Genomic DNA, 25,515 nt, shown 5'->3' on the forward strand with positions numbered 1-25,515 from the left:
AGATAATTGAAATGATATTAGTAATTTTACTTTCAATGCAGAGTTATGTGCTAAAAAATGAACAACTGTTAATTTTTTGTGCAAAAAACAAACATCTCGCAGATAAAGTGCGCAGGGGTAGACGGTTTTTACATATCTAATTGATAAATAGTGATTTAGGGTATGTTCAATTGACGGCTAACCTGTCGCTTAAAACCCAGCTTTCTCAACAAAAGAGAATTGGTTAACAAATTTGCAAATTATATTGGCGACGGTGAGAGTCATTTGGTACTTTCCGGCCTTAGTTATTCGCAACATAAAGTTTTGTAAATGATAACTGTTCCTAATTGGAAACGGTTATGAAACGAATAAGAGAAGTCTCCCGACAGGGGGGAGGCTTTAAATGAATCGACGTCAGGTTGCCATAAGAGCGACCGTAATAAAAAAGTCGGTGATAGCAGGCAGTAAATGACCTGACAGACGCAAAAATCTCCTGCGCTGTACAGGAACCCGAAAGGGCACTAAACAGGCTGACAAACGTCAGTAATAATAATGAACGGAGTATCAACACAATGTCCATCATCACAAAAAAAAGCCTGGTTGCGGCTGGAATTCTCACCGCGCTGATCGCAGGAAATGTTGCAATGGCCGCAGATGTTCCTGCGGGCGTGCAGTTAGCGAGCAAACAGACGCTGGTTCGTAATAGTGGCGCAGAGCCACAATCCCTCGACCCGAATAAGATTGAAGGGGTTCCTGAGGCCAATATTAGCCGTGACCTGTTTGAAGGTCTGCTGAATACCTCACCAAAAGATGGTCACCCAATTCCGGGCGTGGCAGAAAGCTGGGAAAATAAAGACTTTAAAGTCTGGACTTTCCACCTGCGTAAAGACGCCAAATGGTCTAACGGTGAGCCGGTTACCGCACAAGATTTCGTTTATAGCTGGCAGCGTCTGGTTGATCCGAAAACCGCTTCTCCATACGCCAGCTATCCACAGTACGGCCATATTGTTAACGTTGATGACATCATCGACGGTAAAAAAGCGCCGAGCGAGCTGGGCGTGAAAGCGCTGGACGACCATACGCTGGAAGTGACGCTGAGCGAACCGGTCCCGTATTTCTATAAACTGCTGGTGAACCCAGCAATGTCTCCGGTCTACAAACCGGCCGTTGAGAAGTTTGGCGAAAAATGGACTCAGCCAGGTAACATCGTAACCAACGGTGCTTACACTCTGAAAGACTGGGTTGTTAACGAACGTATCGTCATGGCGCGTAACCCGCAGTACTGGGATAACGCGAAAACCGTTGTTGATGAAGTGACCTGGCTGCCGACCTCTTCAGAAGTGACCTACGTTAACCGTTACCGTAGCGGCGAGCTGGACATGACCTATAACCAGCTGCCTATCGAGCTGTTCCAGAAGCTGAAAAAAGAGATCCCGAACGAAGTTCACGTCGATCCGTATCTGTGCACCTACTACTACGAAATTAACAACCAGAAAGCACCGTTTACCGACGCCCGCGTACGTACTGCGCTGAAGCTGGGTCTGGACCGCGATATCATTGCGAATAAAGTAAAAGGTCAGGGCGATCTGCCGGCCTACGGTTACACACCACCGTATACAGACGGTGCAAAACTGACAGAGCCAGAATGGTTCAAGTGGTCACAAGAAAAACGTAACGAAGAAGGTAAAAAACTGCTGGCTGAAGCGGGATACACCGCCGACAAGCCGCTGACCTTCAACCTGCTGTATAACACCTCCGACTTGCACAAAAAGCTGGCTATCGCAGCCGCTTCTCTGTGGCGTAAAAACCTCGGTGTCGAAGTGAAGTTGGTTAACCAGGAGTGGAAAACCTTCCTCGATACGCGCCACCAGGGGACCTACGACGTTGCGCGTGCGGGCTGGTGTGCGGACTACAACGAACCGACTTCCTTCCTGAACACCATGCTGTCCGGCAGCTCAATGAATACTGCGCACTATAAGAGCGAAGCGTTCGATAAGATCATGGCCGAGTCAGTTAAAGCATCTAATGAAGAGCAACGTACCGCCGCGTATGCGAAAGCTGAACAGCAGCTGGATAAAGATACCGCGATCGTGCCGGTTTATTACTACGTGAACGCCCGCCTGGTGAAACCATGGGTTGGCGGCTACACCGGTAAAGACCCGATGGATAACGTTTATACGAAAGATCTCTACGTTATCAAGCATTAATGGCAATACGTGGGGCGAATGATATTCGCCCCATCGTGTCTTATTTGAGAGCAGTGCAAAGGCACATGCCAGAAGGTACGGGCAATGTTAAAATTTATATTACGTCGCTGTCTGGAAGCGATTCCGACGCTATTTATTCTAATTACGATTTCATTCTTTATGATGCGCCTTGCGCCTGGCAGTCCGTTTACCAGCGAGCGTGCGCTGCCGCCGGAAGTGATGGCGAATATTGAAGCGAAATATCATTTAAACGATCCTATCCTGGTTCAGTACGGCAATTATCTGAAACAGCTAGCCCACGGCGATTTTGGACCTTCCTTTAAATATAAAGACTATTCCGTTAACGATCTGGTTGCGGTCAGTTTCCCTGTTTCGGCGAAACTGGGGGCGGCGGCATTTCTTCTCGCCGTTATTCTTGGCGTAACGGCGGGGGTGACCGCTGCGTTAAAACAAAATACCCGCTGGGATTTTGCTGTGATGGGGGTGGCAATGACCGGTGTGGTTATACCGAGTTTTGTTGTCGCACCGCTGTTGGTCATGATATTTGCGATTACGTTACATTGGCTTCCCGGTGGTGGATGGAATGGCGGGGCGCTTAAATTTATGATCCTGCCAATGGTGGCGCTCTCTCTGGCCTATATCGCCAGCATTGCGCGTATCACCCGTGGTTCAATGATTGAAGTGCTGCACTCTAACTTTATTCGTACTGCGCGTGCGAAAGGGTTGCCGATGCGCCGGATTATTTTCCGTCACGCGTTGAAGCCCGCGCTGCTGCCGGTGCTTTCTTATATGGGGCCTGCCTTCGTCGGTATTATTACCGGCTCGATGGTCATTGAGACGATCTACGGCTTGCCGGGTATTGGACAACTGTTCGTCAACGGGGCGCTTAACCGTGATTACTCCCTGGTGCTGAGCCTGACCATTTTGGTCGGCGCATTGACGATCCTGTTTAACGCGGTGGTGGATGTCCTCTACGCCGTGATTGACCCGAAAATCCGTTACTAAGGCTGGAGCTCGCCATGATATTAAGTAAAAAAAACAGCGAGGCACTGGAAAAATTCAGTGAGAAGCTGGAAGTGGAAGGCCGCAGCCTGTGGCAGGACGCCCGTCGACGTTTCATGCATAACCGGGCGGCGGTAGCCAGTTTAATTGTGCTGGTGCTGATTGCGCTGTTTGTGACACTGGCTCCGATGCTGTCGCCGTTCTCTTACTTCGACACGGACTGGGGCATGATGTCCAACGCGCCGGATATGGAGTCCGGGCACTATTTTGGTACGGATTCCTCCGGGCGAGATCTGCTGGTTCGCGTGGCTATCGGTGGGCGAATTTCCCTGATGGTGGGGATTGCCGCTGCGCTGGTGGCTGTGGTGGTAGGGACGCTTTACGGTTCGCTATCCGGCTACCTTGGCGGCAAAGTCGACTCGGTGATGATGCGTCTGCTGGAAATCCTCAACTCCTTCCCGTTCATGTTCTTCGTTATTTTGCTGGTGACTTTCTTCGGTCAAAACATCCTGCTGATTTTCGTCGCTATCGGAATGGTTTCCTGGCTGGATATGGCGCGTATTGTTCGCGGCCAAACCCTTAGCCTGAAACGGAAAGAGTTTATCGAAGCTGCACAGGTGGGCGGGGTCTCAACCTTTAATATCGTTGTACGCCATATTGTGCCGAACGTACTGGGCGTGGTGGTGGTTTATGCCTCACTGCTGGTACCAAGCATGATCCTGTTCGAATCTTTCCTGAGCTTCTTAGGCCTCGGGACGCAGGAACCGCTGAGTAGCTGGGGCGCGCTGTTAAGCGACGGGGCTAACTCAATGGAAGTGTCGGCGTGGCTGTTGCTGTTCCCGGCAGGATTCCTGGTGGTGACGCTGTTTTGTTTTAACTTTATCGGCGATGGCCTGCGTGATGCCCTCGATCCGAAAGACCGTTAAGGAGTGTTGCCATGAGCATAATTGAAACGGCAACCGCGTCACCGCGACTGCTGGACGTCAAAGATCTGCGCGTCACCTTTAAAACGCCCGATGGCGATGTGACTGCCGTAAACGATCTTAACTTTAGCCTGCGTGCGGGCGAAACGTTGGGCATTGTCGGTGAGTCTGGCTCCGGTAAATCGCAAACCGCATTCGCCCTGATGGGGTTACTGGCCAGTAACGGTCAGATTGGCGGATCGGCGCTGTTTAACGGTAAAGAGATTTTGAACCTGCCTGAGCGCGAGCTGAACAGACTGCGCGCCGAACAGATATCGATGATTTTCCAGGATCCGATGACCTCGCTCAACCCGTACATGCGGGTAGGTGAACAGCTGATGGAAGTGCTGATGCTGCATAAAAGCATGGGCAAAGCCGAAGCGTTTGAAGAATCGGTCAAAATGCTGGATGCCGTTAAAATGCCGGAAGCGCGTAAGCGCATGAAAATGTACCCGCATGAATTTTCCGGCGGTATGCGTCAGCGCGTAATGATTGCCATGGCCTTGATGTGCCGGCCGAAATTATTGATCGCTGATGAACCCACCACGGCGCTGGACGTGACCGTTCAGGCGCAAATTATGACCCTGTTGAATGAGCTGAAACGCGAATTTAACACCGCGATTATCATGATCACCCACGATCTGGGCGTAGTCGCGGGGATCTGCGACAAAGTGCTGGTGATGTACGCTGGGCGAACCATGGAATACGGCAAAGCGCGCGATGTGTTCTACCATCCGGCGCACCCATACTCTATCGGCCTGCTCAACGCAGTACCACGCCTTGATGCGGAAGGGGAAGCGCTGCTGACCATTCCAGGCAATCCACCAAACCTGTTACGTTTACCGACCGGTTGCCCATTCCAGCCCCGTTGTCCGCATGCGATTGAAACCTGCAGCAGCGCACCGCCGCTGGAAGAGTTTGCGCCAGGCCGTTTGCGTGCCTGCTTTAGAACCGTGGGGGAGCTGGTATGAACGCCGTAGCTGACGAAAGAAAAGTTCTGCTCGAAATTGCCGATCTGAAGGTTCATTTCGAGATTAAAGATGGCAAACAGTGGTTCTGGCAGCCGCCAAAATCGCTGAAAGCGGTAGACGGCGTGACGCTTCGTCTGTACGAGGGGGAAACGCTCGGTGTGGTGGGTGAGTCCGGCTGCGGTAAGTCCACTTTTGCCCGTGCAATTATTGGCCTGGTGAAAGCGACAGATGGCAAAGTGGCGTGGCTTGGCAAAGATTTGTTGGGTATGAAGCCTAACGAATGGCGCGAGGTGCGTAGTGATATTCAGATGATTTTCCAGGATCCTCTGGCGTCGCTGAACCCACGTATGACCATTGGCGAAATCATTGCCGAACCGCTGCGCACTTATTACCCGAAAATGCCGCGTGAAGAAGTGCGCGACAAAGTGAAAACCATGATGATGAAGGTCGGGTTGCTGCCAAACCTGGTTAACCGCTATCCGCATGAGTTTTCCGGCGGTCAGTGCCAGCGTATCGGGATTGCCCGTGCGCTCATCCTCGAGCCGAAGCTGATTATCTGCGATGAGCCGGTATCCGCACTGGACGTTTCAATCCAGGCTCAGGTGGTCAACTTGCTGCAACAGCTACAGCGTGAGATGGGGCTGTCGCTGATCTTTATCGCCCATGACCTGGCGGTAGTGAAACATATTTCAGACCGCGTATTGGTGATGTATTTGGGACATGCGGTTGAGCTGGGTACCTATGATGAGGTCTACAACAACCCGCTGCATCCTTATACCAAAGCGCTGATGTCAGCGGTGCCGGTTCCGGATCCGGATCTTGAGCAGAATAAAACCATCCAACTGTTGGAAGGGGAACTGCCATCACCGATCAACCCGCCGTCAGGCTGCGTGTTCCGAACCCGTTGCCCGCTGGCCGGGCCTGAATGTGCGAAAACCCGTCCGCTTCTGGAAGGAAGTTTCCGCCATGCCGTTTCCTGTCTGAAGGTTGACCCGTTATAATCGTCAGGGCTGGCAATGTGCCAGCCCTTTTTTATACGAGGTTACAACGTGGTGGCTATTAGCGCTTTGCGCCATCGTCTTTATCATTTTCTGTTCGATCAACGAACGAATTCCAGCCGACGCTTTGAAGCGCTATGCGGTCTGTTCGCCTTATTAAGCGTTATTGCCATTTTTATTGAGTCGGGCATCGGCACGACCTACCATCTGACCTACGACGAATGGCACGCTTTCGTCTGGCTGGAGATCGCGTTTACGCTGGTTTTTACCCTGGAATATTTCCTACGGCTTTTTTGCTGGCCTAATCCCGCACGCTACGTGTTTAGCTTTTGGGGTTTTATCGATCTGGCGACCATTTTGCCATTCTATGTGATCATGCTGTGGCCAGAAATTGGCGTGGAATATCTCTTTGCCTGGCGTGCGATGCGCGTGATTCGGGTGCTGCGTATTCTGAAATTGCTGCGCTTAATGCCGGCGTTAAATAGCCTATGGGGCGCGATCGTTAACTCTCGTCATCAATTGATCCTGTTCTATGTCTTTATTAGCATCGTGATGATCGTTGCCGGCGCGCTGATGTACGGTATCGAAGGGCCGGTAAATGGCTTTACCACGCTCAGTACCTCGGTTTATTGGGCGATAGTCACGGTGACGACGGTCGGCTATGGCGATATTACGCCGCATACACCCGCGGGTAGAATGGTGGCTTCGGTTCTGATCTTAATTGGTTATTCCGTGATTGCGATTCCGACCGGGATTATCAGCGCGCAGTTGACCAATGAGTTACAAAAGCGGCGTCAGGAGCGGGTGTGTCCGCACTGTAAGCAGCGCGATCATGAGCCAAAGGCGCATTACTGTAATAGCTGTGGCACGGCACTTCCGAATAAACTGTAGCCGGCCCGCTGCGGTGACGTGGCGGCAATAAAAAAGGGCAGCTAAGCTGCCCTTTTTTATTATTCACGCCACAGTATATGGCAGAGTTTGTGATCTTTTTCGCGGCACAGCAGCACACGTGCGAAAACGTCGTTTAGTTCGCCCCCGTCAGTCTCGGCCAGACCAATCACTACTTCTGCGAAGAAGTCCGGGTTCAGGTCGTAATCAACGTGTTCTTTCCAGTCTTCAGACGGGTCAAACAGCTCGGCGCCGCCGCGCTCTTCAAACTGCAGGTTGAAAAGGATGATATCCGCAGGGTCCAGATTATCCCCCGCGAGTTCGAGAAAAATATCGTATGCCTGTTCGAGCGTTTCGTCTTCGGTCAGGCGGTTGTTTAAATCCATATCCATAATGACTACCTGTTAAGTTCTGATGGGCACGTTTTACAGCAACGGACTAAAGAAGTAAAACAGCCGTTCGGCAATACGGTGCCAGAACGGGCGTTTAACCCACAGCCGCGCGTCCAGCAAGCGTGAGCGTGAAATGTAATCGTCTTGTACCGCCGCCAGATCGGCGCCAAATCCTGCGTCATCGATGACCAGCGTTATCTCAAAGTTGAGCCACAGACTGCGCATATCGAGGTTGACCGTTCCGACAAGGCTCAGCTCGCCATCGACCAGCACGCTTTTGGTGTGCAGCAGACCACCTTCAAACTGATAAATTTTAACCCCGGCTGCCAGCAGTTCAGTGAAGAATGCGCGACTAGCCCAACCCACCAACACCGAATCATTCTTACGAGGCATAATGATGCTGACGTCAACGCCTCGCTGCGCGGCGGTACAAATAGCGTGCAGCAGATCGTCGCTGGGAACGAAATAGGGGGTGGTCATTATCAGATATTCGCGTGCGGAATAGGCCGCTGTCAGTAATGCCTGATGGATCAGATCTTCCGGGAAGCCGGGACCCGATGCGATGGTCTGAATGGTATGACCGCTGGCCTCTTCAAACGGCATGATATTAAGGTCGGGCGTTGGGGGTAAAATCCGTTTACCGGTTTCAATTTCCCAGTCACAGGAATAGACAATCCCCATTCCGGTTGCGATAGGGCCTTCCATACGCGCCATCAGATCGATCCATTGCCCCACGCCAGAGTCTTGTTTGAAGAAACGAGGGTCGACCATATTCATACTGCCGGTATAGGCAATATAATTATCGATCATGATCATTTTACGATGCTGACGTAAATCCATGCGCCGTAAAAATACACGCATCAGATTGACCTTAAGCGCTTCGACCACATCAATACCGGCATTGCGCATCATGGCCGCCCACGGGCTGCGGAAAAAGGCTACGCTGCCCGCGGAGTCGAGCATTAAGCGGCAATGAACGCCGCGGCGAGCCGCTGCCATCAGTGATTCAGCCACCTGATCGGCCATGCCGCCGGGCTGCCAGATATAGAAAACCATTTCGATATTATGCCGTGCGAGCTGGATATCACGAATAATCGCCTGCATCACGTCATCGGTTTCGGTCAAAAGCTGTAGCTGATTACCTTTCAGGCCTGCGATGCCCTGGCGGCGTTCGCACAGTTTAAACAGGGAAGAGGCGACCTGGCTGTTATCTTCGGCGAAGATATGTTTGCAGGCTTTGAGATCGTTAAGCCATTTCGCCGTCGAGGGCCACATCGCGCGGGCGCGTTCGGCGCGACGTTTACCAAGGTGCAGCTCACCCAGCGACAAATAGGCAATAATTCCCACCAGCGGCAGAATATAAATGATAAGCAGCCAGGCCATAGCCGATGGCACTGCGCGGCGTTTCATGAGTATACGTAATGTTACCCCGGCGATTAACAACCAGTACCCCAGAATAGCCATCCAACTTACTACGGTGTAGACGGTTGTCATATTTCGAAAATCCTTTTGAAAGCCAGTTGTTATGAGTTTACGCATCACAGGTCATCTGGCAAATAAAAACGCGACGAGAAAGCGCTGGTCAGCGTTTGGCAAGGGGCTATAATGAGCCGTCTTTATTAGAAAGAGCGTTAGAAATGAAGCGTAGTAGACCAGAAGTGGGGCGCTGGCGGATGCTGAGACAAGCAAGCCGCCGCAAATCGCGTTGGCTGGAATCTCAGTCGCGTCGTAACATGCGCATCCATGCCATCAGAAAATGCATTGTCGGCCGGCAGCGCAATTGCTTGCTTTATGCCATTTACGAACTCTGATGGTAAAAAAGGGCACCGTCTATGGTGCCCTCTGTCATTTCCGGCTGGCGTCACGCCAGCGGCATATCAGAATACTTTTTTAAATTGTCATCCGGCTTATTTCGAAGAATTCCGCTTAAAAACGTTCTGTTACGCTGAACCCCTTCCTCGCCTAACTTTCCAGTCCTTAACCATCACACTTCGAGTACAAGTGTTACATTGCGAGTATCTTTGAGCATTGGGTTTTGTGTACACTTTTGCGTACTCAAAAGCCAAATGTGTACCCATTCAATGATCACTGACACAAAGCTCAGGAAGGCCCTTGGCAAGAAACGCGATGAGATAGAGGTTGTCTCAGATTCTCACGGACTAAATGCAAGAATCAGCCAGGCGGGCAAGGTCTCGTTCTTCTACCGCTACAGGTGGGCCGGTAAAGCTGTAAAACTTAATGTCGGTGATTATCCCGCAATGAGCATCGCTCAGGCAAGAGACCGGCGACAACAATTCAGAGCCTGGCTAACAGATGGATTAGATCCGCGGGAACAGGTCAAACTGGAAAAAATGACCCGCCAGGATTCAATGTCAGTCGCCGAGGCGTTCAACTATTGGATAGAAAGACACTGCATTGCTAATGGGCTGGCCAAAGTTGATTACTATCGTCTGGTCTTCGCAAAGCATATTGCAGAACCAATGATGAACGTGAAAGTTGATAATTCAACAAGGCTTCATTGGATTGAGGCTTTTGACAGAATGGAGAGTAGGGTGATGGCCCACTACATGCTCTCGTTATGCAAAAGAGCATTCAGGTTTTGTATCAACAGGGGAGTGATTTGTACTAACCCCCTGGAAGGACTGCTTCCAACGGACGTTGGGCAAAAACCAAAAAAAAGAACCCGCCGCCTTGATGACAATGAGTTACGCACGATTTATCAGTGGCTGAAAAATCATATGTCGATTGAGTCGGTGTTTCTGGTCAAGTTTGTTATGTTGACCGGATGCCGTACTGCAGAAATTCGTCTTAGTGAACGATCCTGGTTTCGTCTGGATGAAAACGAGTGGAGTGTTCCTGCTGGGAGTTACAAGACCAGAGTTAGCGTACGCCGAGGGCTATCTGACGCCGCGGTAGAACTGATAAAAAACCATCTTAAGAAAATTAACACGGTCCACCTGGTGACGTCTCAGCGTCTCGTTGAGGGTAAGATAAAAGACAGCCCAGTGCTTCCGCCAGTAGCTTCAAATTATGCGCGGTCTATATGGGGAGGTGTCGGAATGGATGAATGGTCTCTACACGACATGCGAAGGACAATCGCGACAAATCTCTCAGAGCTTGGCTGCCCGCCACATGTTATTGAAAAGATACTCGGTCACCAGATGGTTGGAGTCATGGCACACTACAACCTGCACGACTATATCGATGACCAAAAGCATTGGCTCCGCGTCTGGCAGAGCCATCTTGAAAAGATCATTGATGAGCCATTTAGCTAATTGATCCGTTTTCTTCCTTCCCACTCTTTGACCGACTCAGCGCGCCAACGATTAGGGTTGCCCGGGAAGTCCGGTTGTGGGAATGGACTTATGAAACCTCGCGGCATCGTGTCCACGCTTTGCCATGACCAAAGGGTTTTGCGTGAAATTTTGTATCGACTGGTCAGGTCTGACGTCAGCAAAATATCATCCATCGTTTTTCTCCAATGGCCCATGCCGGGCCATTTTTCAGTATTTATCAACTCACCTGGCCCGGTAGCGCACGCAGCCGGCGCATCCCCGTCATTGCTGCGTCCATAGTCGCCGTAGCGTTTCTGGTGTGTTGCCAGCGCTATCTCGCATGCCTGACGCGCGATAGGTGATTGCTTGCTGCCGCGGTTAATTAGCTTCATGCTCACCTCACACAAACACATCAATCGGATCGCCATTGCTGGCGGCGGCGCGGTTCGCTTCCCGGCGAAGGCCGAGGACATAACCAACAGGGTCCCAGCTGCTGAGGATGGCGCTCAGTTCTTTCTGGCTGTGCCAGGTTGTCAGGCGGCCTTTCAGTGAGGTGGCGCAGGCGCGGACGTTCGCCCGGGTCGGACCGGCCAACTTCATGCACAGGCACAATGTCAGCAGCAGGTCGGAATACTCGTCTGCAGCCGCGCGCAGCGCAGCAGGTTCAATGCTGGCTTCCAGTTCTTGAAGGCGGTGTTTCAGGCTCATGTTTACGCTCTCCCTAATCGAATACAGCGGTTACGCCGCGACGCAATCATGGCCACGCCGGTTACAGTCTTCTGCATGCGGGATAATTCGGCCCAGACTGTCGCCGCCCGGCGCCACAGGCCGCGCTTTTCTAATTGAGTCGCTACCACCTCCAACTGGCTAAGCTGGTTTGATTCTGCTGATTGGCCGCCGGACTTGCCGAGATGCCGAGTATTCAGCACAAAGCGGTACCATCTGGAGTCTTCACTGCGTTTGCACCGGGCAATCGTCCCGCTATCGATCAGTGAATTGATGATGTGTCGCAAGTTCCGATCTGTAATGCAAAGGGCTTCGCTGATCTCTGCGGGGCTGGCCTGCGGGTTATCAAGCAGGTAATTAGCGACCGCGTTCTGACGTTCAATTTTACTTACCATGCTGGTATCCGGCCCCATACGGGGCCGACCTCCGTTAGCCAACGTATTCCGGTTTCATATCGTCGAGGGTTACGCGGAACTGCTCATACAATTCGTCGCCCAGGTGACGGCGCGCAGCATTGAGTGTTGCTTCTGCCTTCGCGAACAACTCGGACGCATCCGGTTCGCCGGCGTTCGGCAGGGAGTTAATAGTCGCCTCGATTTTGTTGCGAGCATTAACCCGGTGATAACGCTGCGTAGCCTTGTTCTTGAGTTCGGTGTACAGCGCTGAGCCCAGTGTTGCTTTCGCCTGATTGATGTCTTCACCGACTGCTTTTGCCGCGTCCACATCTTCGGCAGAATCAATCCGGTCCCGGAATTCGTCAGCGATCGCATCAACATTCACGGTGGATTCCCGTGCGCTGCTGGTGGTTGAAACTGTGTCACCTGCAATTTCTTTCAGGTTTACGCGCTGCGGCGCCGGGTTAATCTCTTTCTCTGTGCGCGGCTCAACTTCATCCGGGCTGTAAACGCCCAAGATGACTTCCGGGCAGTACAGGCGGGCCCAGTACTTCACTGCGAGGTAAGCGATCTGCTGCTTCGGTGCTGTCTTCCACAACGGTGAGTTGCGGGTGGTGATGTCGGCCAGGTAGATTGGCTCACCCCAGGTGATCTCCGCCTCACCGCGCAGGACTGCGCCAACGCGGATAAACAGGCCTAACTCATCGCGCCCGTCTTTCTGACCGGCAATTTTTTCCCAATCACCGCCATATTCGTAATGGAAACGGCCTTGAATCGCGCTTGAGCTGGAAATCACCGCGTTAACCAGTTGGGCTTCGTAACCCAGCACACCATTAACTAGGTGGGTTTTCTGCGCTACCGCGTACGGGTTCATTCCCCACTGCATGGCCTGCATGACAATCGCCATACAGTCGGCAGGTTTACCGGCCAGGTGCTTGGGAACAGTAACGGCTGACTGCGCCATCAGGTCGGCGAATGCGGTCAGTTGTCCCAGCGCTTGCACGTTGAAGACAGCGTTGCTGGCTGAAATGGTGTTCGGAGCCTGCTCTGTCGTGATGATGTTAGTATTTTGCATGGTCAAATCCTCCATTAAGCCAGGCGCAGCGCTTCAAGGCGGCGCACGTCAAAATCGTTCAGTTCGTCGGTGTAATCTTCAGTGACTGGCGCCGGCCAGCTGTCGGTGTCATATGCCTGTGCTAATGCGCGCATAGTGCGCTGATACTCCAGCAGACCGAGGTCGAGCAAGTCTTCAGACGCTTCGATAACGGCTACCCAGTGGTAACCCTCGTCTTTGTTGACGAAAATCCAGAAGAACTGGTCAAAGTCGGCGACATTGCAGTACATGCCTGCGCTGATGTGGTAATCGCGGTCGATGATCTCCCGGTGTAACTTGGCGCGCAGGCCTTCCTGCTTGATGTTCCACATGCTGATAGTTTTCAGGTCGGCACCGATACGCACACCATCCAGGTCGATTTCCAGGTCCGGACGCACACGGACTTCCAGCCCGGTTTCGTCGTCGAACCCGAAATAACTCACCTCAACAGCGCGGCTAGGGTGCGTCAGCAGCTTGCCGGCTGTCGGGTGCTGGAGTAGAGCTTTCTGAATGGCCAGCGCGGTGCTCAACTGCTGACGGGTGACCAGCACTTTCCCTTCCGGGTTCTCGCGCCACCCATCCAGCAGTTCGTCGGCGAACACCGCATCCGGATTAACGGTTTTCACAGCCTGAATCAGGTCTGCTTTCGTGCCGGAGACTTTCAACGGTTGAGGCTTCTGTGCTTCCTGCGCGACCTGGTCAGGGTTAATCACCGCCAGTTGCTCGAGCAGAGCGTCACGACTGCCGCTGGTTTTCACCTGCGGCGGCAGGGTGGCGTTGTACTCTTTGATGCAGGCTTTCATCGCCGTTGCCGTCTGCTTCTGACCTTCTTCAATGCGCTGGAACTCCGCAGGCAGAGCCATGTAGCTTTGCCCGGTTTCTTCCAGCGATGCACCCATCGGCACCTGCGGCGGCAGGGTGGCGTTGTACTCTTCCAGCAGCGCTTTGATATCGTCAGCAGATAGCTGCGCTGGCAGGTTGGCGTTATGCTCATCAATGAACGCCCGGATCGTTGCCGTTGTGGTGAATGCACCTTCCGGGATGACCGGTTCAACGCTGAATTCGGCATCCAGTTGTTCAGGTTGCAGCGCCAGCGCATGCACCAGATTGCCCATATCCAGAACCGGAGATCGTTCTTTCGTTATGGTCTTCTCAACATGGCGCGCGTTGAAGTACATCAGGGACACGCGAGCATCTTTCACCTGTGTTGAGCTGATGCCGTTAGCCGCGTGGTAAACCTCATTTGGCAGACCTTCATAACGGCCCGGTTCGAAGAAAGCAGGGTATTCGGCAACCGGTTCTGGCTGATTCACTTCTGGGCTGCTTTGATGCGCATTTTGGGCTTCCTGATGCACAGAACCGTCATTTTGAGTCACGTTTTCCGGTTTTTGGTTTACATCTGCCGCTTCATGGTTCGCCAGGCTTGGCGCGGCGGCGGCCAGAATATCCGCGTTGCAGTTTTCAAGCTCCTGCGCGTCAGCTTCTTCTTTCAAATCCGCTTCCATTGCTGCGTAAGTAGCATCGCCAGCAACGGGCCCGCATTCCGGGCAGTGGCCACCGCCGACAGCGCCGCAACCGGTGCACACAATTTCTTCTACGGTATCTGTCTGCGGATCATCTTCCACAGCACCTTCGCCTGCTGATACCGCATCGTTAGTTTCGCCTTCGGTGCGCTTAGTCTCTTCCATCGGCTCATTGGTGGTTTCCTCGGTCGGTTTTGCTGGGGCGTTCATCAGGCCATCGATGGAGAAAATGCCTCCACCTACGTTGGCGATTTCTGGTTGTTTGGCTGCGGCTTTCTGCTCTGCTGCGACCTGCTCGTTAATCTCGTTTTCCCAGCTTTTTTCCGGCACGTTTCCGGCCGCCGCCAGGGTTTCTTCGGTTGGGTGTTCGTGGTCGGATTCCGTCAGGTTCGCCTTGATATACGTCTGCAGGCTGACCGGGAAGTGGTGAACGTTCTCTGCGGCGCCACGGATGAGCGCGAAGATAGCAGCGCGCGAATAATCCAGGATGCCAGCCGTTTTACGCAGAGCTTCGGACCATTCTTTGAACGGGCTTTCTTTCTTGCTGACGATCTCTTTTGCACGACGGAAAACACCGCCGGGGATATCATGGATGTTGAAATCCATTGGCAGAGTGGCCAGCGCAATTTCAATGTCCAGGGTGTCCAGCGTGTGTGTAAGAGTTGGGTTGCGGTCTGTCTTATTACCGCCGCCAGCATTGGTTTTTACGTCGGTACGCTGAATCAGCGCTACACGGTTGCCTTTCTGCCATTCTTTGACCAGCAGAACGCGATCGATGTATTCGGTACTCACCCACGCTTTAACGAACTGAATAAAGTGGTTCAGCTCATGGCGCTTCGTCTGTGACAATGCCTTTTGCACTGCGTCGGTCAGCTTCCAGAGGCTTGGCATGTCGTATGCTTTAACCTCTGGCGCGTTCTCTACGGCCAGCAGCAGGTTTTGAACGTAGGTGTTATCCATGTCCATTTCTAACGCTGAAAGCTCTTTACGGCGTGGGATGCTGATGTGGTAAACGTGGCCTGTTTCGGAGCACAGCTGCGCCAGCAACTGGATGCGGAAAGGCATGGTGACCAGCTGAAACTCTGCGTTCGCGTCGTCTGAGTATTCGACCTTGCGGTCGCCGTTCTCTTCGGCCATCAGCTCAGTGGTTAAATTGTTGTCTGCAACGTCTTCCTGGTGGAAAGAGTCCTGCGGCGCCGCGCCGGGTTTCAGTTGCCAGGTGCGCTGGTCGTCGGCCAGTTCGTAGCGTTCGCACCAGGAAAAATCAACCACGCCTTCTTCTGGCAGGTCGTTAAATACCGGGAAGTCAGTACGGATTGGCTTCTGGTAATCCTTGCCGCGACCGGTCTCAATTCCGGCATCTTCCAGATCAACATCGAGCTGAAGATTTGCGCGCGCTTCTGATTTCGCACTGCGCCAAATCACTGCATCTTTCTTGCCGGATTTCTGAGTGGCTTTAACCACATTAAAGAATTCCATGTGAGATCCTCTTTTTTGGGTGTTAGAATCCCCGGGCCATTGATGGCGCCCATTGGGTGTCTTTTTGGTTTGGTATAAATTCCGGTGTAACTTTGGTCGGAAGCACCGGACGTACAGGCCCGCCTTGCGCGGGTTTTTACGTTATGACTCGTGAGCCATCTGGTCGTATGAAGCACAACGTACACAGCAGTAATCGCGCTCTTCGTGCGTCAGCTGCGCGCCGTGGATCAACGTCAGCGTGTTCTTCACTTCTTTTCCTTGCTCAATTGGCTTTCCGCAGAGGCGGTAAGCGCATTTCTTCTCTTGCATATCTCCCCCCGTTAATGACTAAGGGCATTGCCTACACCATTCAGAAACACTTCAACCAAAAGCTCGGTTGTATAAGTGCGCTCTACGCCGCGATGCAGATACAAACGACCTCGTGCGTTGGCTGATGCAGTCCAGGTTGCGTCTTTGTGTTTGACGAGCATTCCGGGCAGAACCGCGCCGCGGTTGATCGTCTGTGTGCCGTAGTGCTGATGAACCATGATGTTCTCCAGTTTTCTTAAGTGAACTTCGCTGGTGGCGCCGTGTAGCTGATACCCACGGTTGAGCTTTTTCACTCTGCAATTCACCACCGCGAAGCCCACTTTTTGTGTCTTGCCTTGTCGCCGGCTAGCGGAACGTTGTTGAACCTTATGCGCGTTGTGTTTCGCGATGAGGTGATAATAGCAATGGGTATTGGTTGTATCAATACGTATTGCTATTTATTGGTTTGAATTAGTATTAAAAGATTGATAGCGAAAGGAATTTATTTTTTAGTAATGTGCGTGTTATGCTCAAAAAAACATCAAAGAGGGTATCTCTATGGGCTTGGGAATGGATATGTCACGTGATGAACTGCTGGAAGATCGCGCAGCTTTCATCGCTGGCGAGATTGGCGGGGCGGTTGTTGAGTTGATTATTGGCGGGGGAGTGATTAGTCGGGATGCTATTGCGGATAGCCTGGAAGCGAAGCGGAAAGCTGTGGGCAATGTGATCCACAAAGGAGTGTTGCGGGATGCTGCGGAGTTCGTGAGGAATGGGCAGTACAAAACCTGATTGGACGGGTTGCCAATGCTATAGCCAGTGGAATCCTTTAGCCATTAACCCGGCAAGGCCTAGTGCCACAGCGATGATGGCACCAAATAAAATGCGAAAGTCACTTCGCGCATCACGCTTGATTTCTCTGACATCATCTTTAATTTCTTTAAGGGTGTTTTTCATGTGCTCGACGTCGGATTCGAGCTTAGCTACTCTTGCTTGCATGTCATCGCCTCCGCCATTGCCTCCACCGTGCTTCTCATCATGTATTATTTCATTTGAAGCATCAAGGTTTCCATTGGGTAGCTGAAAAACATTCCTATCATATGGCATCATTGCTTTTCCACTTAGTCGACACTGAAAAATAGGCGCTAGCGACATCGATAACTTCCCACACAGATTCTGGGTTTGAGTCTCTAAATAACAATTGGAGCTTAATACGATAGTAGCCCGGAGCTGTGGCCACAAAAGTATCTATGACCGCCATCTCTGCTACAAACTCACCAGTATCACCCCATCTAGGGTCATACTTGAACAGGTTACTTTTTTTTGCAGGAATAGTTACATCTTCATCATTGTGAAAAATAGATACTTCCAGCGAATAATTATCTGTGCCATTAAAATCAATTACACCAAAATTAATGGCGATGGTTTGCTCTGAGGGGTAACTGTCACAAATTATAGAAATATTAGGCTTGGTTTCACCCACAGTTAAACCTAATGAATAGCGCGAAGGGTAAACAAAGGCTATTTTTCCTTTGATGTCAGCCATCATTAACCTCTTTATACTAAGTGAACGGTGGGTCAGCTGTGTTTTCAGCCATGCTTCCGATAAGTTTGCGGCATACTTCCGATCACCTTGCCGAAGACGAAGATTTTGTTCATCTCTTCCTTTTCAATCGGCTCCCACGGTCGATAAGTAGGGTTGTCGGAGATAACCAGGAGTTTGTCTTTCATCTTCTGCAGGCGCTTAACATGCGACGTATCGTCGTAGATGAAGGCGTAAATGCCGTCACCGTCGAAGTGTTGAACGCTAATATCCACAAACAGCAAATCTCCCGGTTCAATCGTTCCTGACATGCTGTCGCCGCGAACGTTGATGATGCGGATCTGTTCCTGTTTGCGACCGTTAAACATCTGGCGAGCATCTTCAACGGAGTATTCCACGGAGCGTAATACCTCCACGAACTCACTATTAATGATTCCGGGACCAGCGCTGACTGTTAGGTCGAGAACGTCAACCCTGAAGATATTTGGATCTGTTTTAACAGGAGCAATAAAAGTCGGTTGTTGGCCGTCAGCCCTCATAGGGCCTATTCCCGTAGACAACCACTCCGTTCGAACCCCAAGCGCATTCGCAATTTCTACAATCTTGGTCGACCCTCGCGCATTGCCGCTAGTTAGCCTCCAGATAGTTGGCTGGGCAACACCCGACGCCTTCGCAAGAGCGCCTTGAGACATTCCCGACTGTTCCATTGCCTGATTCAGGCGTTCAGCAAGAGTTTCTTTTTTCATAGTTTTTAATTTATACGCTTGCGTATTGATGGTCAAAACACGTTTTGCTATTGCTCAGGGCAATACGCATTGCTATTATTGTTTTGTTCAATACTTTTAGGAATTGAAAATGACCAACAAAATCATCCAACACGCCATCGACATTGCTGGCAGCCAAAAGAAACTCGCAGATCTCTGCGGTGTTGCTCAGCCTACGGTCTGGCGATGGCTGCATGGCGGCGGCATTGATGCGCGATACGTCATGAAAATCGTGTCGGCAACCAACGGGAAGGTTAAACCCGCTGACATTCGTCCAGACCTTGCCATGTTGCTTAGTTCAAACAGCAGCCAATTCTAACCACGAAAGGGAAAGCACTATGCAATCACTTACGTTTCACCAGGATACCTCGTTTTCCACTAAGCCACTGATAAACCGTTATCAGCCAGCGAAAAGCGTATCACCGGAAAAAATCCGTGATGCCGTCCGCGCCTGGGCGATGTCAATCAACAATCAGGACGTAGTCGCTGGTCTGATCGTCGAGGAATGGGAACGGCAGGGCGGCGGCGCGCTGGACTTCCCTGACGACCTGAGCCGCCGGCGACAGAAGCTGTTCCGCTGGCTCGACGGCACCACCGTGGCGGCGCATCGCAATATCGAGCTACTGACCCCGGCGATAACTGCGGTTCTCCCTCTGGAATTCCGGGGCCGCCTGGCGCAGCAGGATGACTTCATGACGCGCTATGCGGCGATGGAGAAGGAGGTCAGCGAGGCGAAACAGGCGCTGATGCTTCGCGCGCCACAGCACCAGATGGTGAAAGAGGTTCGTGAGGGGATCGAGCATCTGCTCGGGCTACTGCCGGTTGAAGCTATGGCTCAGGTTCTCAGCGGGATAGCAGCTGTTGCCCCGGGCCTTATGTGAGGTATCGATGAAAAACAATCGAAGTGAAATGGCGAAAGCCGCGGTGCTCGAACACCAACGGCTTTCTAGTGCAAAAACGGTAGGTAATTGCGGAGATAAGTATGTCAAATACCGCTGAAGTTATCAAATTTCCCGCCCCACCACAGGGGCAACAGGAGAGCCGCATGGCTGAGCTGGAGAACGGCTATTTGCGTTTAGCCAACCAGATTCAGGATGCCTTGTGTATCGTTGAGCTATCAGGCCGTGAATTCCGCGTGCTGAATGCCATCGTTCGTCTGACCTATGGCTGGTCCAAGAAGTCTGACCGCATCGCTAATAGCCTCATTGCCGACAAAACGACGCTGAAGGTGAAGCACGTTTCTGAAGCTGTGCTGAGCCTTGCCTATCGGAACATCATCATCCTGCGTCGAATTGGGCAAACCAGATACATCGGGGTTAATACCTGCCTAGATAAGTGGGCTTATACCAAGCCAAATTGCATGAAGTGTCCGGCGGCGTTCCCGGCTGCTGAAGTCGAAACATGGGTTATCAATGCCCCTGAATTCATGATTAGCAATCCCCAGAATCAGGGACAGTTATCCCTGAAAACAGGGATGGCTATCCCCGAAAACAGGGATGGTGATTTCAACCCTCCAACCATCCCCGAAAACAGGGATGGTTATCCCCGAATTCAGGGAACGCTATCCCCGAAAACAGGGAACACCAAAGACATTCTTCCAAAGACAAATATAAAAACAGATCTAACCCCCTCTAATCCCCCAAAGGGGAAGGTGAAGTTTGACCCGCTGACAATCCCTGTTCCTGAGTGGCTTGATTCTGAGTCATGGAGTGAATGGGTTGCTTATCGCCAGCAATCTGGCAAGGCCATCAAGACCGAAATGACGGTCACCAAGGCTTTCAAACTGCTGAAAGCCTGCCTGGACGAAGGCCATAACCCGGTTGACGTGATCAACACCAGCATCGCCAACGGGTACCAGGGATTGTTCAAGCCGAAGTTTGCTCTCGCTGAGCGCAAAGCGGGCCGGGATGTGAATCACATTTCAGAGCCAGATAAAACCATCCCAACCGGGTTCAGGGGGTAACAGTGAAAAATATTGTTAATTCCGGCAGCGCCCTTGAGCGCCTGAAGAAACTCATTCCGCCAGGCGTACAGCCGAAGTTCACCAGCGCAGCTGAGCTGCTGGCGTGGCAGCGGGAAGAGGGGCTGAAGCATTGCGAGGAGCTGAGTCGACTGAACCAGAAGGCGCGCACTGAGAAAATCTTCGGTCGCTCTGGCATCCAGACCTTGCACCGCAGCTGCACGTTCGCCAACTACGAAGTATCCAGCGAGCAGCAGCGCAAGGCCTACACTATGGCGAAAAGCTACGCGCAGAACTTCGGGACCGGCTTTGCGAGCTTCGTGTTCAGTGGCGGCCCGGGCACCGGCAAAAACCATCTTGCCGCGGCGATTGGCAACCATCTCCTGGCTGCTGGCCATTCGGTTCTGGTCGTCACCATTCCGGATCTGATGCTTCGGGTTCGCGAATGCTACGACGGCGGCCAGTCAGAAGCATCGCTACTGGATGACCTTTGCAAAGTTGAGTTGCTGGTGCTGGATGAGGTCGGTATTCAACGCGGCAGCAGTGGCGAAAAGGTCATTCTGAATCAGGTTATCGATCGCCGGCTGTCGTCGATGAAGCCTGTTGGCGTACTGACGAACCTGAATCATGCAGGGCTTCAGGATGCGCTGGGGCTTCGAATTATCGACCGCTTAACCATGGATAACGGCATCTGGGTGAACTTTGACTGGGCCAGCTACCGCAAGAACGTATCGCATCTGAGGACTGTGAAATGAGCATAGTCAAAACTCACACCGGAATAGTGATCACCAAAGACGGGCCGCTGCGTAAAAAACTGCACGAAACGAAAAGCATGTGGTGTGCCGGGAAGAACGAGATGTACCACAAAGATACTGGGCGTCGTCATTTTGGCGAATTAACTCGCCACCGATTGCTGCTGGAAACGATTGAAAAAATCGGGAGCGAATCATGAGTGAAGTCATCGAGAAGCAGACGAATAAAGCGATCGCAATCATCGCCGAGTACATCCAGCGCGCGAGCAAGAACGAGCAGTTGCAGGAGGCAAAAACACGCCTCGATAAGAAAGTCGTTTTATTTTCCGATGATGAGAATTGCGACCTTGGCAAGTTGATGACCGCGTTTGTACCGGCCATGACCAGCCATTCCCGGGAGAAGTTCTTCGAAGAAATCGCCGCAGCACTGGAGGCCGCGCTATGAGTAACCAATTATTTCTCAAATGCATCAAGGATACTGAAGGCTATTGGACTGAAGGCGAAATGTATCCGGCCCGAGTTGTTGCTGGCGGGTTTGTGCAGGTTGGCGATGATGATGAACCTAACGGCGAGAACTGGAGCGCTGCACCGGTGGAATATCGGGAAGATGATTCGATCGTCTATCAGGTCGATGGGATTGAAGGTGAGGTTTTATTCGAGGAGTCAGCCCAATGAACGATATCACCGCACTGATGGCGACCATGAAAGCGGCAGCAGAGAAAGCCACCGAAGCACATGAGCGACTTAGCGCTATGCCGTCAGATGGGCTATTCGATGCCTCGCTTGCAGAAAATGCACAACTTGAATCTGACATTACTGCGCTTATTGCCCATAACGACGCGTCAAGTCCAGCCAACGTCCTGGCGCTGGTAGGGGCGCTGGAGAAGGCGCAGGCAATCACCGCAGCAGCCGAGAAACTAGTCCGATGCAAAGGCCGCTATCACAGCGAGCAGAACTACCGAGCAATGGCGGCGCTGTTTGGCGTGAACACTCCAGACCTACCGCCGCTGGAATCGGAATCCCGCACCGTCACCGTGAAGCTGCCGACCGGCTATGTTTGTTCGGCCTGGGCACCCGATTAACGAAGGGGAAAGAGGTGTGATGATTCCGAAAGACGACGGCACATGGCTCTCTCGCTTTGATGTAGAGCACATACTGCAGGTGGCTGGCATCCAGGTTATCGAAGGAGAAGGACAATGAATCTCCAACTTGCGGTTAAAGGTGAGTATTTCGACGCAATGAAGCGCGGAGATAAAACCGAAGAATACCGGCTGTATAACGAGTATTGGCGTAATCGCCTAATAACCGAGGCTTGGAAGGACTTTCCGCGCCAATATGACCGCCTGATTATCACCAAAGGTTATCCGCGAAAAGACGATACCAGTCGCCGCCTTGACGTGAAGTACAGCGGCTATGAAATCAAAACAATTACACATCCTCACTTTGGTGATAAGCCGGTGAAGGTGTTCGCGATTAAGGTGATTCTAAATGACCAATAACCTATTAACAGACCCAGCTAACCATCCAGCGAATGACAAATTGACAGATGAGCGGCTTATCCGTGTACGTGACGAGCTACAGCGCACGCTTACGTACAAAAACGGCAGTACCCAGGACTATGTCACCGCCGATGCGATAAAAGCGATAGACGAGCTTCTGGAGCGCCGTAAAGCCGATGCTGATAAATCGTCTGAGGTGAAATAGTGGATCCATTACTCGAGTACGCCTGTAAGCGCGTCATGGAGCTGGAAGGTCTGCTGCTGGTGGAAGTGCCTGAAACTGCCTGGCCTGCCGAAGTTGGCATGGTCTTATCTCAGGTTGAAGTCGCCGGGGGACTCCCGGCGCATCACCAGCGCCGCCTGCAGCACCATATCAATCGTATGTGGCTGGAAAAAATGCCGGTGCCGTCCATCATCGCCGCGGCGCGTTCGCTGGCCACTGCCATGGAGAAATACGCGTGATTCATTCAGAAATCATTGTTGATAACTTTGCTGGTGGTGGCGGGGCATCCACTGGCATTGAAATGGCTACCGGGCGAAGCGTGGATATTGCGATCAACCACGATGTGAACGCAGTGGCCATGCACACAACGAACCACCCGGATACGCTGCACTACTGCGAATCCGTTTTTGATGTAAATCCCCTGGTTGCGACTGCTGGCCGACCGGTGGGGTTGGCGTGGTTCTCGCCAGATTGCCGCCATTTCTCGAAGGCCAAAGGCTCGAAGCCGGTGGAGAAAGAGATTCGCGGTCTGGCGTGGATCGTTATTCGCTGGGCACTGGCGGTGCGGCCACGCGTCATGATGTTGGAGAACGTGGAGGAGTTCCAAACGTGGGGACCGCTTATCGCTGCTGAGGATGGCGGCCTGCGCCCGGACCCTGCTCGTGCTGGTGAAACCTTCGAGGCGTTCTGTGGCATGCTGTCTGGTGGCATACCTGCCGGGCATCCAGCGCTGGCGGAGTGCTGCGAGTTCCTGGGTATTGCCGCTGACGGCGAGCTGGCGAAGCAGCTGGTTGCCGGGCTAGGATATGCCGTTGACCACCGCGAACTGCGCGCGTGTGACTTTGGCGCGCCGACCATACGGAAGCGTTTTTTCATGGTGATGCGTTGCGATGGTGTGCCGGTAATCTGGCCGGAGCCGACCCACGGTGACCCGAAAACGCCAGAGGTGCAGGGCGGCAAGCTGGCGCCATGGCGCACCGCTGCGGAGTGTATCGACTGGACGATTCCTGCAACGAGCATTTTCGACCGCAAAAAATCTCTGGCTGTGAATACGCTGAAGCGTATCGCGCGCGGCATCCAGCGATTTGTCATCGATAGCCCAGCGCCGTTTATCGTGAAGTGTAACCACACCACGACAAAGGGAAAATATGATTGTTTCCGTGGGCAGGCGTTGACCGAACCGCTACAGACAATCACGAAAACCCATGGCTATGCGGTTGCCGTTCCACACCTGACGAAATTCCGCACCGGCGCAACCGGGCAGCGCACAAACGAACCGATGCCGACGGTCACCGCTGGTGGCCAGCACGTTGGCGAGGTGAAAACCACGCTGGCAGCTGATGGGTATGACGAGCACCGCGCGCAGCAAACGCTGGCATTCTTGCGGGAATACTGCGGCGAGGATTGCGACGGTCTGGTCACGGTTGACGGCATCACTTACCGCATCGTTGATATCGGAATGCGTATGCTGCAACCGCATGAACTGTACCGGGCGCAGGGCTTCCCAGAGTGGTACATCATCGACCAGGACTACAGCGGCAAGAAGTACGCAAAAGACAAGCAGGTTGCGCGTTGCGGCAATGCGGTGCCGCCGCCGTTCGCTGAGGCGCTGGTGCGGGCCAATCTGCCGGAACTGTGTCGGGCCAGGGAGATAGCCGCCTGATTACGGTAATTATGAGCAACCCGCTACGGCGGGTTTTTTCTTGCATTGATTTTCCATTATCACCTGTACATAATGTCAGTGTCAGCCTGAACAACTGACAGCCTTATGCGCCACGGAGAGTACCATGGCGCACGAACTACAACTCATTAAGCAATCATCAGGAATCCTGATCCCCGCTACGCCGGAGACCAGCGATATTCTGCAATCAAAAATCAAACTCGGCGCCGTGCTGGTAGCCGAATTTCGTCAGGTGAGGAATCCCGCATTCCATCGCCGTTTCTTTGCGCTCCTGAATCTCGGGTTTGAATACTGGGAACCAACCGGCGGCGCCATTTCATCGAACGAGCGCAAGCTGGTAACCGGGTATGCAAAGTTCCTGTCTTCTTATGGCGGCAACGAAAGCGCGCTGCTGGATGCTGCTGAACAGTATCTGGAGCAGATTGCTAGCCGTCGCGTTACCAATGGCATCAGCCTGTGTAAATCCTTTGATGCTTACCGTGCCTGGGTAACTGTCGAAGCCGGACATTACGATGCTATCCGGCTGCCTGACGACACCCTGCGTAAACATCCCCGCAGCATTTCCTTCTCAAACATGGACGAAATCGAATTCCAGCAGCTGTACAAGGCTGTGCTCGATGTTCTCTGGCGCTGGATATTGTCCCGGACTTTCCGAACGCAGCAGGAGGCCGAGAACGCCGCCGCCCAGCTGATGAGCTTTGGGGGATGATGCCGATGAAATTCTCCTGGTTCCATCATCACGAATGCACCACCGAGCAGGCCGACGACCTGGTGGACAACTACCGGCGCCGTGGCGTGAAAGTCGAGCGCAGCCTGAACCGTGACAACATCACCTGGACTATCAGCGCGCAGCTGCCGGAAGGCGATAAAGCGCCGCGCCCGAGCCGTGTGTGGCAAAGCAAGGCGTGGGGGTGA

At 52.6% G+C, this 25,515-nt stretch carries 32 protein-coding genes and 4 pseudogenes; 24 read left to right on the forward strand and 12 right to left on the reverse strand.

Annotated elements, in window-relative coordinates; genetic code table 11:
* Positions 1 to 551: 551 nt before the first annotated feature.
* The 6 genes from oppA (at position 552) to KCR01S_RS06675 (ending at position 7,010) form a co-directional block, all read left to right on the forward strand.
* A complete protein-coding gene (gene oppA, locus KCR01S_RS06650) occupies positions 552 to 2,186 on the forward strand; it encodes an oligopeptide ABC transporter substrate-binding protein OppA (protein WP_061281381.1) in 1,635 nt (544 codons plus the stop codon).
* Between the two features lie 84 nt (positions 2,187 to 2,270).
* The gene (gene oppB / locus KCR01S_RS06655) at positions 2,271 to 3,191 is read left to right on the forward strand and encodes an oligopeptide ABC transporter permease OppB (protein WP_061281384.1); all 921 of its coding nucleotides are present in this window, start codon (positions 2,271 to 2,273) and stop codon (positions 3,189 to 3,191) included.
* A 14-nt stretch (positions 3,192 to 3,205) separates the two neighbouring features.
* A complete protein-coding gene (oppC, locus tag KCR01S_RS06660; protein WP_061281387.1) occupies positions 3,206 to 4,114 on the forward strand; it encodes an oligopeptide ABC transporter permease OppC in 909 nt (302 codons plus the stop codon).
* Between the two features lie 11 nt (positions 4,115 to 4,125).
* Positions 4,126 to 5,121 (forward strand): ABC transporter ATP-binding protein, encoded by a 996-nt coding sequence (oppD, locus tag KCR01S_RS06665; protein ID WP_061281389.1) that lies wholly within the window; start codon positions 4,126 to 4,128, stop codon positions 5,119 to 5,121.
* Positions 5,118 to 6,122, forward strand: a complete 1,005-nt coding sequence (oppF, locus tag KCR01S_RS06670) for a murein tripeptide/oligopeptide ABC transporter ATP binding protein OppF (protein WP_061281391.1) — start codon at positions 5,118 to 5,120, stop codon at positions 6,120 to 6,122. The genes oppD and oppF overlap by 4 nt, the downstream gene beginning before the upstream one ends.
* Positions 6,123 to 6,137: 15 nt before the next feature.
* Entirely contained in the window at positions 6,138 to 7,010 is an 873-nt protein-coding gene (locus KCR01S_RS06675; protein ID WP_061281393.1) for an ion transporter, read from the forward strand.
* A gap of 59 nt (positions 7,011 to 7,069) precedes the next feature.
* On the opposite strand, the gene KCR01S_RS06680 is transcribed toward KCR01S_RS06675, so the two are convergent.
* Both KCR01S_RS06680 and cls read right to left on the reverse strand, forming a co-directional pair.
* Complete coding sequence (locus tag KCR01S_RS06680; protein ID WP_061281395.1) at positions 7,070 to 7,399, reverse strand: HI1450 family dsDNA-mimic protein; 330 nt, start codon at positions 7,397 to 7,399, stop codon at positions 7,070 to 7,072.
* Between the two features lie 33 nt (positions 7,400 to 7,432).
* The gene (gene cls / locus KCR01S_RS06685; protein ID WP_052284416.1) at positions 7,433 to 8,893 is read right to left on the reverse strand and encodes a cardiolipin synthase; all 1,461 of its coding nucleotides are present in this window, start codon (positions 8,891 to 8,893) and stop codon (positions 7,433 to 7,435) included.
* A 143-nt stretch (positions 8,894 to 9,036) separates the two neighbouring features.
* On the opposite strand from cls, the gene KCR01S_RS25090 reads away from it, so the two are divergent.
* Entirely contained in the window at positions 9,037 to 9,210 is a 174-nt protein-coding gene (locus KCR01S_RS25090; protein ID WP_146751533.1) for a YciY family protein, read from the forward strand.
* Positions 9,211 to 9,480: 270 nt separating this feature from the next.
* On the forward strand, positions 9,481 to 10,674 hold the full coding sequence (locus KCR01S_RS06690) for a tyrosine-type recombinase/integrase (protein ID WP_061281398.1): 1,194 nt from the start codon (positions 9,481 to 9,483) through the stop codon (positions 10,672 to 10,674).
* 238 nt (positions 10,675 to 10,912) lie between these two features.
* Here KCR01S_RS06690 and KCR01S_RS25095 read toward each other — a convergent pair.
* The 7 genes and pseudogenes from KCR01S_RS25095 to KCR01S_RS06720 all read right to left on the reverse strand — a co-directional run bounded on the left by KCR01S_RS25095 (position 10,913) and on the right by KCR01S_RS06720 (position 16,519).
* Positions 10,913 to 11,066, reverse strand: a pseudogene (locus tag KCR01S_RS25095) (DUF4060 family protein).
* A 7-nt stretch (positions 11,067 to 11,073) separates the two neighbouring features.
* Complete coding sequence (locus tag KCR01S_RS06700) at positions 11,074 to 11,382, reverse strand: DUF7740 domain-containing protein (RefSeq protein ID WP_061281401.1); 309 nt, start codon at positions 11,380 to 11,382, stop codon at positions 11,074 to 11,076.
* A 2-nt stretch (positions 11,383 to 11,384) separates the two neighbouring features.
* Positions 11,385 to 11,795 (reverse strand): PerC family transcriptional regulator, encoded by a 411-nt coding sequence (locus KCR01S_RS06705; protein ID WP_167348816.1) that lies wholly within the window; start codon positions 11,793 to 11,795, stop codon positions 11,385 to 11,387.
* Positions 11,796 to 11,829: 34 nt separating this feature from the next.
* A pseudogene (locus tag KCR01S_RS06710) lies at positions 11,830 to 12,922 on the reverse strand (recombinase RecT).
* Entirely contained in the window at positions 12,885 to 15,890 is a 3,006-nt protein-coding gene (locus KCR01S_RS06715) for a RecE family exodeoxyribonuclease (RefSeq protein ID WP_061281407.1), read from the reverse strand. The pseudogene KCR01S_RS06710 and the gene KCR01S_RS06715 overlap by 38 nt, the downstream one beginning before the upstream one ends.
* Positions 15,891 to 16,031: 141 nt before the next feature.
* Positions 16,032 to 16,199, reverse strand: coding sequence for a YdaE family protein (locus KCR01S_RS25330; protein WP_167348817.1), 168 nt, complete (start codon positions 16,197 to 16,199; stop codon positions 16,032 to 16,034).
* An 11-nt stretch (positions 16,200 to 16,210) separates the two neighbouring features.
* Complete coding sequence (locus tag KCR01S_RS06720) at positions 16,211 to 16,519, reverse strand: cell division protein FtsZ (protein WP_369691439.1); 309 nt, start codon at positions 16,517 to 16,519, stop codon at positions 16,211 to 16,213.
* A 235-nt stretch (positions 16,520 to 16,754) separates the two neighbouring features.
* Between KCR01S_RS06720 and KCR01S_RS06725 the strand changes: the two genes are divergently transcribed.
* Positions 16,755 to 16,970 (forward strand): hypothetical protein, encoded by a 216-nt coding sequence (locus tag KCR01S_RS06725; protein WP_174522454.1) that lies wholly within the window; start codon positions 16,755 to 16,757, stop codon positions 16,968 to 16,970.
* A gap of 18 nt (positions 16,971 to 16,988) precedes the next feature.
* On the opposite strand, the gene KCR01S_RS25600 is transcribed toward KCR01S_RS06725, so the two are convergent.
* The 3 genes from KCR01S_RS25600 to KCR01S_RS06740 are packed head-to-tail and all read right to left on the reverse strand — an operon-like array spanning position 16,989 to position 18,467.
* The gene (locus tag KCR01S_RS25600) at positions 16,989 to 17,288 is read right to left on the reverse strand and encodes a hypothetical protein (RefSeq protein WP_244886200.1); all 300 of its coding nucleotides are present in this window, start codon (positions 17,286 to 17,288) and stop codon (positions 16,989 to 16,991) included.
* Complete coding sequence (locus KCR01S_RS06735) at positions 17,275 to 17,727, reverse strand: hypothetical protein (protein ID WP_156478749.1); 453 nt, start codon at positions 17,725 to 17,727, stop codon at positions 17,275 to 17,277. The genes KCR01S_RS25600 and KCR01S_RS06735 overlap by 14 nt, the downstream gene beginning before the upstream one ends.
* A gap of 41 nt (positions 17,728 to 17,768) precedes the next feature.
* The gene (locus KCR01S_RS06740; protein WP_061281417.1) at positions 17,769 to 18,467 is read right to left on the reverse strand and encodes an XRE family transcriptional regulator; all 699 of its coding nucleotides are present in this window, start codon (positions 18,465 to 18,467) and stop codon (positions 17,769 to 17,771) included.
* Between the two features lie 109 nt (positions 18,468 to 18,576).
* Between KCR01S_RS06740 and KCR01S_RS06745 the strand changes: the two genes are divergently transcribed.
* From KCR01S_RS06745 to KCR01S_RS06810, 15 genes and pseudogenes are all read left to right on the forward strand, one after another.
* Positions 18,577 to 18,804 carry a helix-turn-helix domain-containing protein gene (locus KCR01S_RS06745; protein WP_061281420.1) on the forward strand — a complete coding sequence of 76 codons (228 nt, stop codon included), beginning with the start codon at positions 18,577 to 18,579 and terminating at the stop codon, positions 18,802 to 18,804.
* A 19-nt stretch (positions 18,805 to 18,823) separates the two neighbouring features.
* Positions 18,824 to 19,366, forward strand: a complete 543-nt coding sequence (locus KCR01S_RS06750) for a toxin YdaT domain-containing protein (RefSeq protein WP_061281423.1) — start codon at positions 18,824 to 18,826, stop codon at positions 19,364 to 19,366.
* Between the two features lie 95 nt (positions 19,367 to 19,461).
* Positions 19,462 to 20,448 carry a replication protein gene (locus tag KCR01S_RS06755; RefSeq protein ID WP_061281426.1) on the forward strand — a complete coding sequence of 329 codons (987 nt, stop codon included), beginning with the start codon at positions 19,462 to 19,464 and terminating at the stop codon, positions 20,446 to 20,448.
* 2 nt (positions 20,449 to 20,450) lie between these two features.
* On the forward strand, positions 20,451 to 21,200 hold the full coding sequence (locus KCR01S_RS06760) for an ATP-binding protein (protein WP_061281428.1): 750 nt from the start codon (positions 20,451 to 20,453) through the stop codon (positions 21,198 to 21,200).
* Positions 21,197 to 21,397, forward strand: coding sequence for a hypothetical protein (locus KCR01S_RS06765; protein WP_061281430.1), 201 nt, complete (start codon positions 21,197 to 21,199; stop codon positions 21,395 to 21,397). The genes KCR01S_RS06760 and KCR01S_RS06765 overlap by 4 nt, the downstream gene beginning before the upstream one ends.
* Entirely contained in the window at positions 21,394 to 21,642 is a 249-nt protein-coding gene (locus KCR01S_RS06770) for a hypothetical protein (protein ID WP_061281433.1), read from the forward strand. Before KCR01S_RS06765 ends, KCR01S_RS06770 begins: the two co-directional genes overlap by 4 nt.
* Positions 21,639 to 21,872 (forward strand): hypothetical protein, encoded by a 234-nt coding sequence (locus KCR01S_RS06775; protein WP_061281435.1) that lies wholly within the window; start codon positions 21,639 to 21,641, stop codon positions 21,870 to 21,872. The genes KCR01S_RS06770 and KCR01S_RS06775 overlap by 4 nt, the downstream gene beginning before the upstream one ends.
* A 218-nt stretch (positions 21,873 to 22,090) precedes the next feature.
* A pseudogene (locus tag KCR01S_RS23990) lies at positions 22,091 to 22,219 on the forward strand (ead/Ea22-like family protein); the annotation flags it as partial.
* Positions 22,220 to 22,256: 37 nt separating this feature from the next.
* Positions 22,257 to 22,397, forward strand: a pseudogene (locus KCR01S_RS25605) (ead/Ea22-like family protein); the annotation flags it as partial.
* Complete coding sequence (locus KCR01S_RS06785; protein ID WP_061281442.1) at positions 22,394 to 22,696, forward strand: ASCH domain-containing protein; 303 nt, start codon at positions 22,394 to 22,396, stop codon at positions 22,694 to 22,696. The pseudogene KCR01S_RS25605 and the gene KCR01S_RS06785, both read left to right, overlap by 4 nt.
* Complete coding sequence (locus KCR01S_RS06790; protein ID WP_061281444.1) at positions 22,686 to 22,901, forward strand: hypothetical protein; 216 nt, start codon at positions 22,686 to 22,688, stop codon at positions 22,899 to 22,901. Before KCR01S_RS06785 ends, KCR01S_RS06790 begins: the two co-directional genes overlap by 11 nt.
* Positions 22,901 to 23,158: a hypothetical protein gene (locus tag KCR01S_RS06795; RefSeq protein ID WP_061281446.1), complete on the forward strand. Its 258-nt coding sequence runs from the start codon at positions 22,901 to 22,903 to the stop codon at positions 23,156 to 23,158. Before KCR01S_RS06790 ends, KCR01S_RS06795 begins: the two co-directional genes overlap by 1 nt.
* Entirely contained in the window at positions 23,155 to 24,582 is a 1,428-nt protein-coding gene (locus KCR01S_RS06800; protein WP_072277110.1) for a DNA cytosine methyltransferase, read from the forward strand. Before KCR01S_RS06795 ends, KCR01S_RS06800 begins: the two co-directional genes overlap by 4 nt.
* 124 nt (positions 24,583 to 24,706) lie before the next feature.
* Complete coding sequence (locus tag KCR01S_RS06805) at positions 24,707 to 25,309, forward strand: DUF1367 family protein (RefSeq protein WP_061281447.1); 603 nt, start codon at positions 24,707 to 24,709, stop codon at positions 25,307 to 25,309.
* Positions 25,309 to 25,515, forward strand: a complete 207-nt coding sequence (locus tag KCR01S_RS06810) for a hypothetical protein (protein ID WP_061281535.1) — start codon at positions 25,309 to 25,311, stop codon at positions 25,513 to 25,515. The genes KCR01S_RS06805 and KCR01S_RS06810 overlap by 1 nt, the downstream gene beginning before the upstream one ends.

This window comes from Kluyvera cryocrescens NBRC 102467 (genome assembly GCF_001571285.1).
GTDB lineage: Bacteria > Pseudomonadota > Gammaproteobacteria > Enterobacterales > Enterobacteriaceae > Kluyvera > Kluyvera cryocrescens.

What these genes read in the sequence shown, in the direction of transcription:
- KCR01S_RS06680 (WP_061281395.1), bottom strand. Translation starts at nt 7,399, where the DNA reads ATGGATATGGATTTAAACAACCGCCTGACCGAAGACGAAACGCTCGAA.
- oppD (WP_061281389.1), top strand. Translation starts at nt 4,126, where the DNA reads ATGAGCATAATTGAAACGGCAACCGCGTCACCGCGACTGCTGGACGTC.
- KCR01S_RS25090 (WP_146751533.1), top strand. Translation starts at nt 9,037, where the DNA reads ATGAAGCGTAGTAGACCAGAAGTGGGGCGCTGGCGGATGCTGAGACAA.
- KCR01S_RS25600 (WP_244886200.1), bottom strand. Translation starts at nt 17,288, where the DNA reads ATGATGCCATATGATAGGAATGTTTTTCAGCTACCCAATGGAAACCTT.
- oppC (WP_061281387.1), top strand. Translation starts at nt 3,206, where the DNA reads ATGATATTAAGTAAAAAAAACAGCGAGGCACTGGAAAAATTCAGTGAG.
- KCR01S_RS25330 (WP_167348817.1), bottom strand. Translation starts at nt 16,199, where the DNA reads ATGCAAGAGAAGAAATGCGCTTACCGCCTCTGCGGAAAGCCAATTGAG.
- KCR01S_RS06805 (WP_061281447.1), top strand. Translation starts at nt 24,707, where the DNA reads ATGGCGCACGAACTACAACTCATTAAGCAATCATCAGGAATCCTGATC.
- oppF (WP_061281391.1), top strand. Translation starts at nt 5,118, where the DNA reads ATGAACGCCGTAGCTGACGAAAGAAAAGTTCTGCTCGAAATTGCCGAT.
- KCR01S_RS06810 (WP_061281535.1), top strand. Translation starts at nt 25,309, where the DNA reads ATGCCGATGAAATTCTCCTGGTTCCATCATCACGAATGCACCACCGAG.
- KCR01S_RS06715 (WP_061281407.1), bottom strand. Translation starts at nt 15,890, where the DNA reads ATGGAATTCTTTAATGTGGTTAAAGCCACTCAGAAATCCGGCAAGAAA.
- KCR01S_RS06750 (WP_061281423.1), top strand. Translation starts at nt 18,824, where the DNA reads ATGCAATCACTTACGTTTCACCAGGATACCTCGTTTTCCACTAAGCCA.
- KCR01S_RS06785 (WP_061281442.1), top strand. Translation starts at nt 22,394, where the DNA reads ATGAATCTCCAACTTGCGGTTAAAGGTGAGTATTTCGACGCAATGAAG.
- KCR01S_RS06770 (WP_061281433.1), top strand. Translation starts at nt 21,394, where the DNA reads ATGAGTGAAGTCATCGAGAAGCAGACGAATAAAGCGATCGCAATCATC.
- KCR01S_RS06705 (WP_167348816.1), bottom strand. Translation starts at nt 11,795, where the DNA reads ATGGTAAGTAAAATTGAACGTCAGAACGCGGTCGCTAATTACCTGCTT.
- KCR01S_RS06675 (WP_061281393.1), top strand. Translation starts at nt 6,138, where the DNA reads ATGTGCCAGCCCTTTTTTATACGAGGTTACAACGTGGTGGCTATTAGC.
- cls (WP_052284416.1), bottom strand. Translation starts at nt 8,893, where the DNA reads ATGACAACCGTCTACACCGTAGTAAGTTGGATGGCTATTCTGGGGTAC.
- KCR01S_RS06725 (WP_174522454.1), top strand. Translation starts at nt 16,755, where the DNA reads ATGTCACGTGATGAACTGCTGGAAGATCGCGCAGCTTTCATCGCTGGC.
- KCR01S_RS06775 (WP_061281435.1), top strand. Translation starts at nt 21,639, where the DNA reads ATGAGTAACCAATTATTTCTCAAATGCATCAAGGATACTGAAGGCTAT.
- oppA (WP_061281381.1), top strand. Translation starts at nt 552, where the DNA reads ATGTCCATCATCACAAAAAAAAGCCTGGTTGCGGCTGGAATTCTCACC.
- oppB (WP_061281384.1), top strand. Translation starts at nt 2,271, where the DNA reads ATGTTAAAATTTATATTACGTCGCTGTCTGGAAGCGATTCCGACGCTA.
- KCR01S_RS06790 (WP_061281444.1), top strand. Translation starts at nt 22,686, where the DNA reads ATGACCAATAACCTATTAACAGACCCAGCTAACCATCCAGCGAATGAC.
- KCR01S_RS06700 (WP_061281401.1), bottom strand. Translation starts at nt 11,382, where the DNA reads ATGAGCCTGAAACACCGCCTTCAAGAACTGGAAGCCAGCATTGAACCT.
- KCR01S_RS06690 (WP_061281398.1), top strand. Translation starts at nt 9,481, where the DNA reads ATGATCACTGACACAAAGCTCAGGAAGGCCCTTGGCAAGAAACGCGAT.
- KCR01S_RS06735 (WP_156478749.1), bottom strand. Translation starts at nt 17,727, where the DNA reads ATGATGGCTGACATCAAAGGAAAAATAGCCTTTGTTTACCCTTCGCGC.
- KCR01S_RS06765 (WP_061281430.1), top strand. Translation starts at nt 21,197, where the DNA reads ATGAGCATAGTCAAAACTCACACCGGAATAGTGATCACCAAAGACGGG.
- KCR01S_RS06745 (WP_061281420.1), top strand. Translation starts at nt 18,577, where the DNA reads ATGACCAACAAAATCATCCAACACGCCATCGACATTGCTGGCAGCCAA.
- KCR01S_RS06740 (WP_061281417.1), bottom strand. Translation starts at nt 18,467, where the DNA reads ATGAAAAAAGAAACTCTTGCTGAACGCCTGAATCAGGCAATGGAACAG.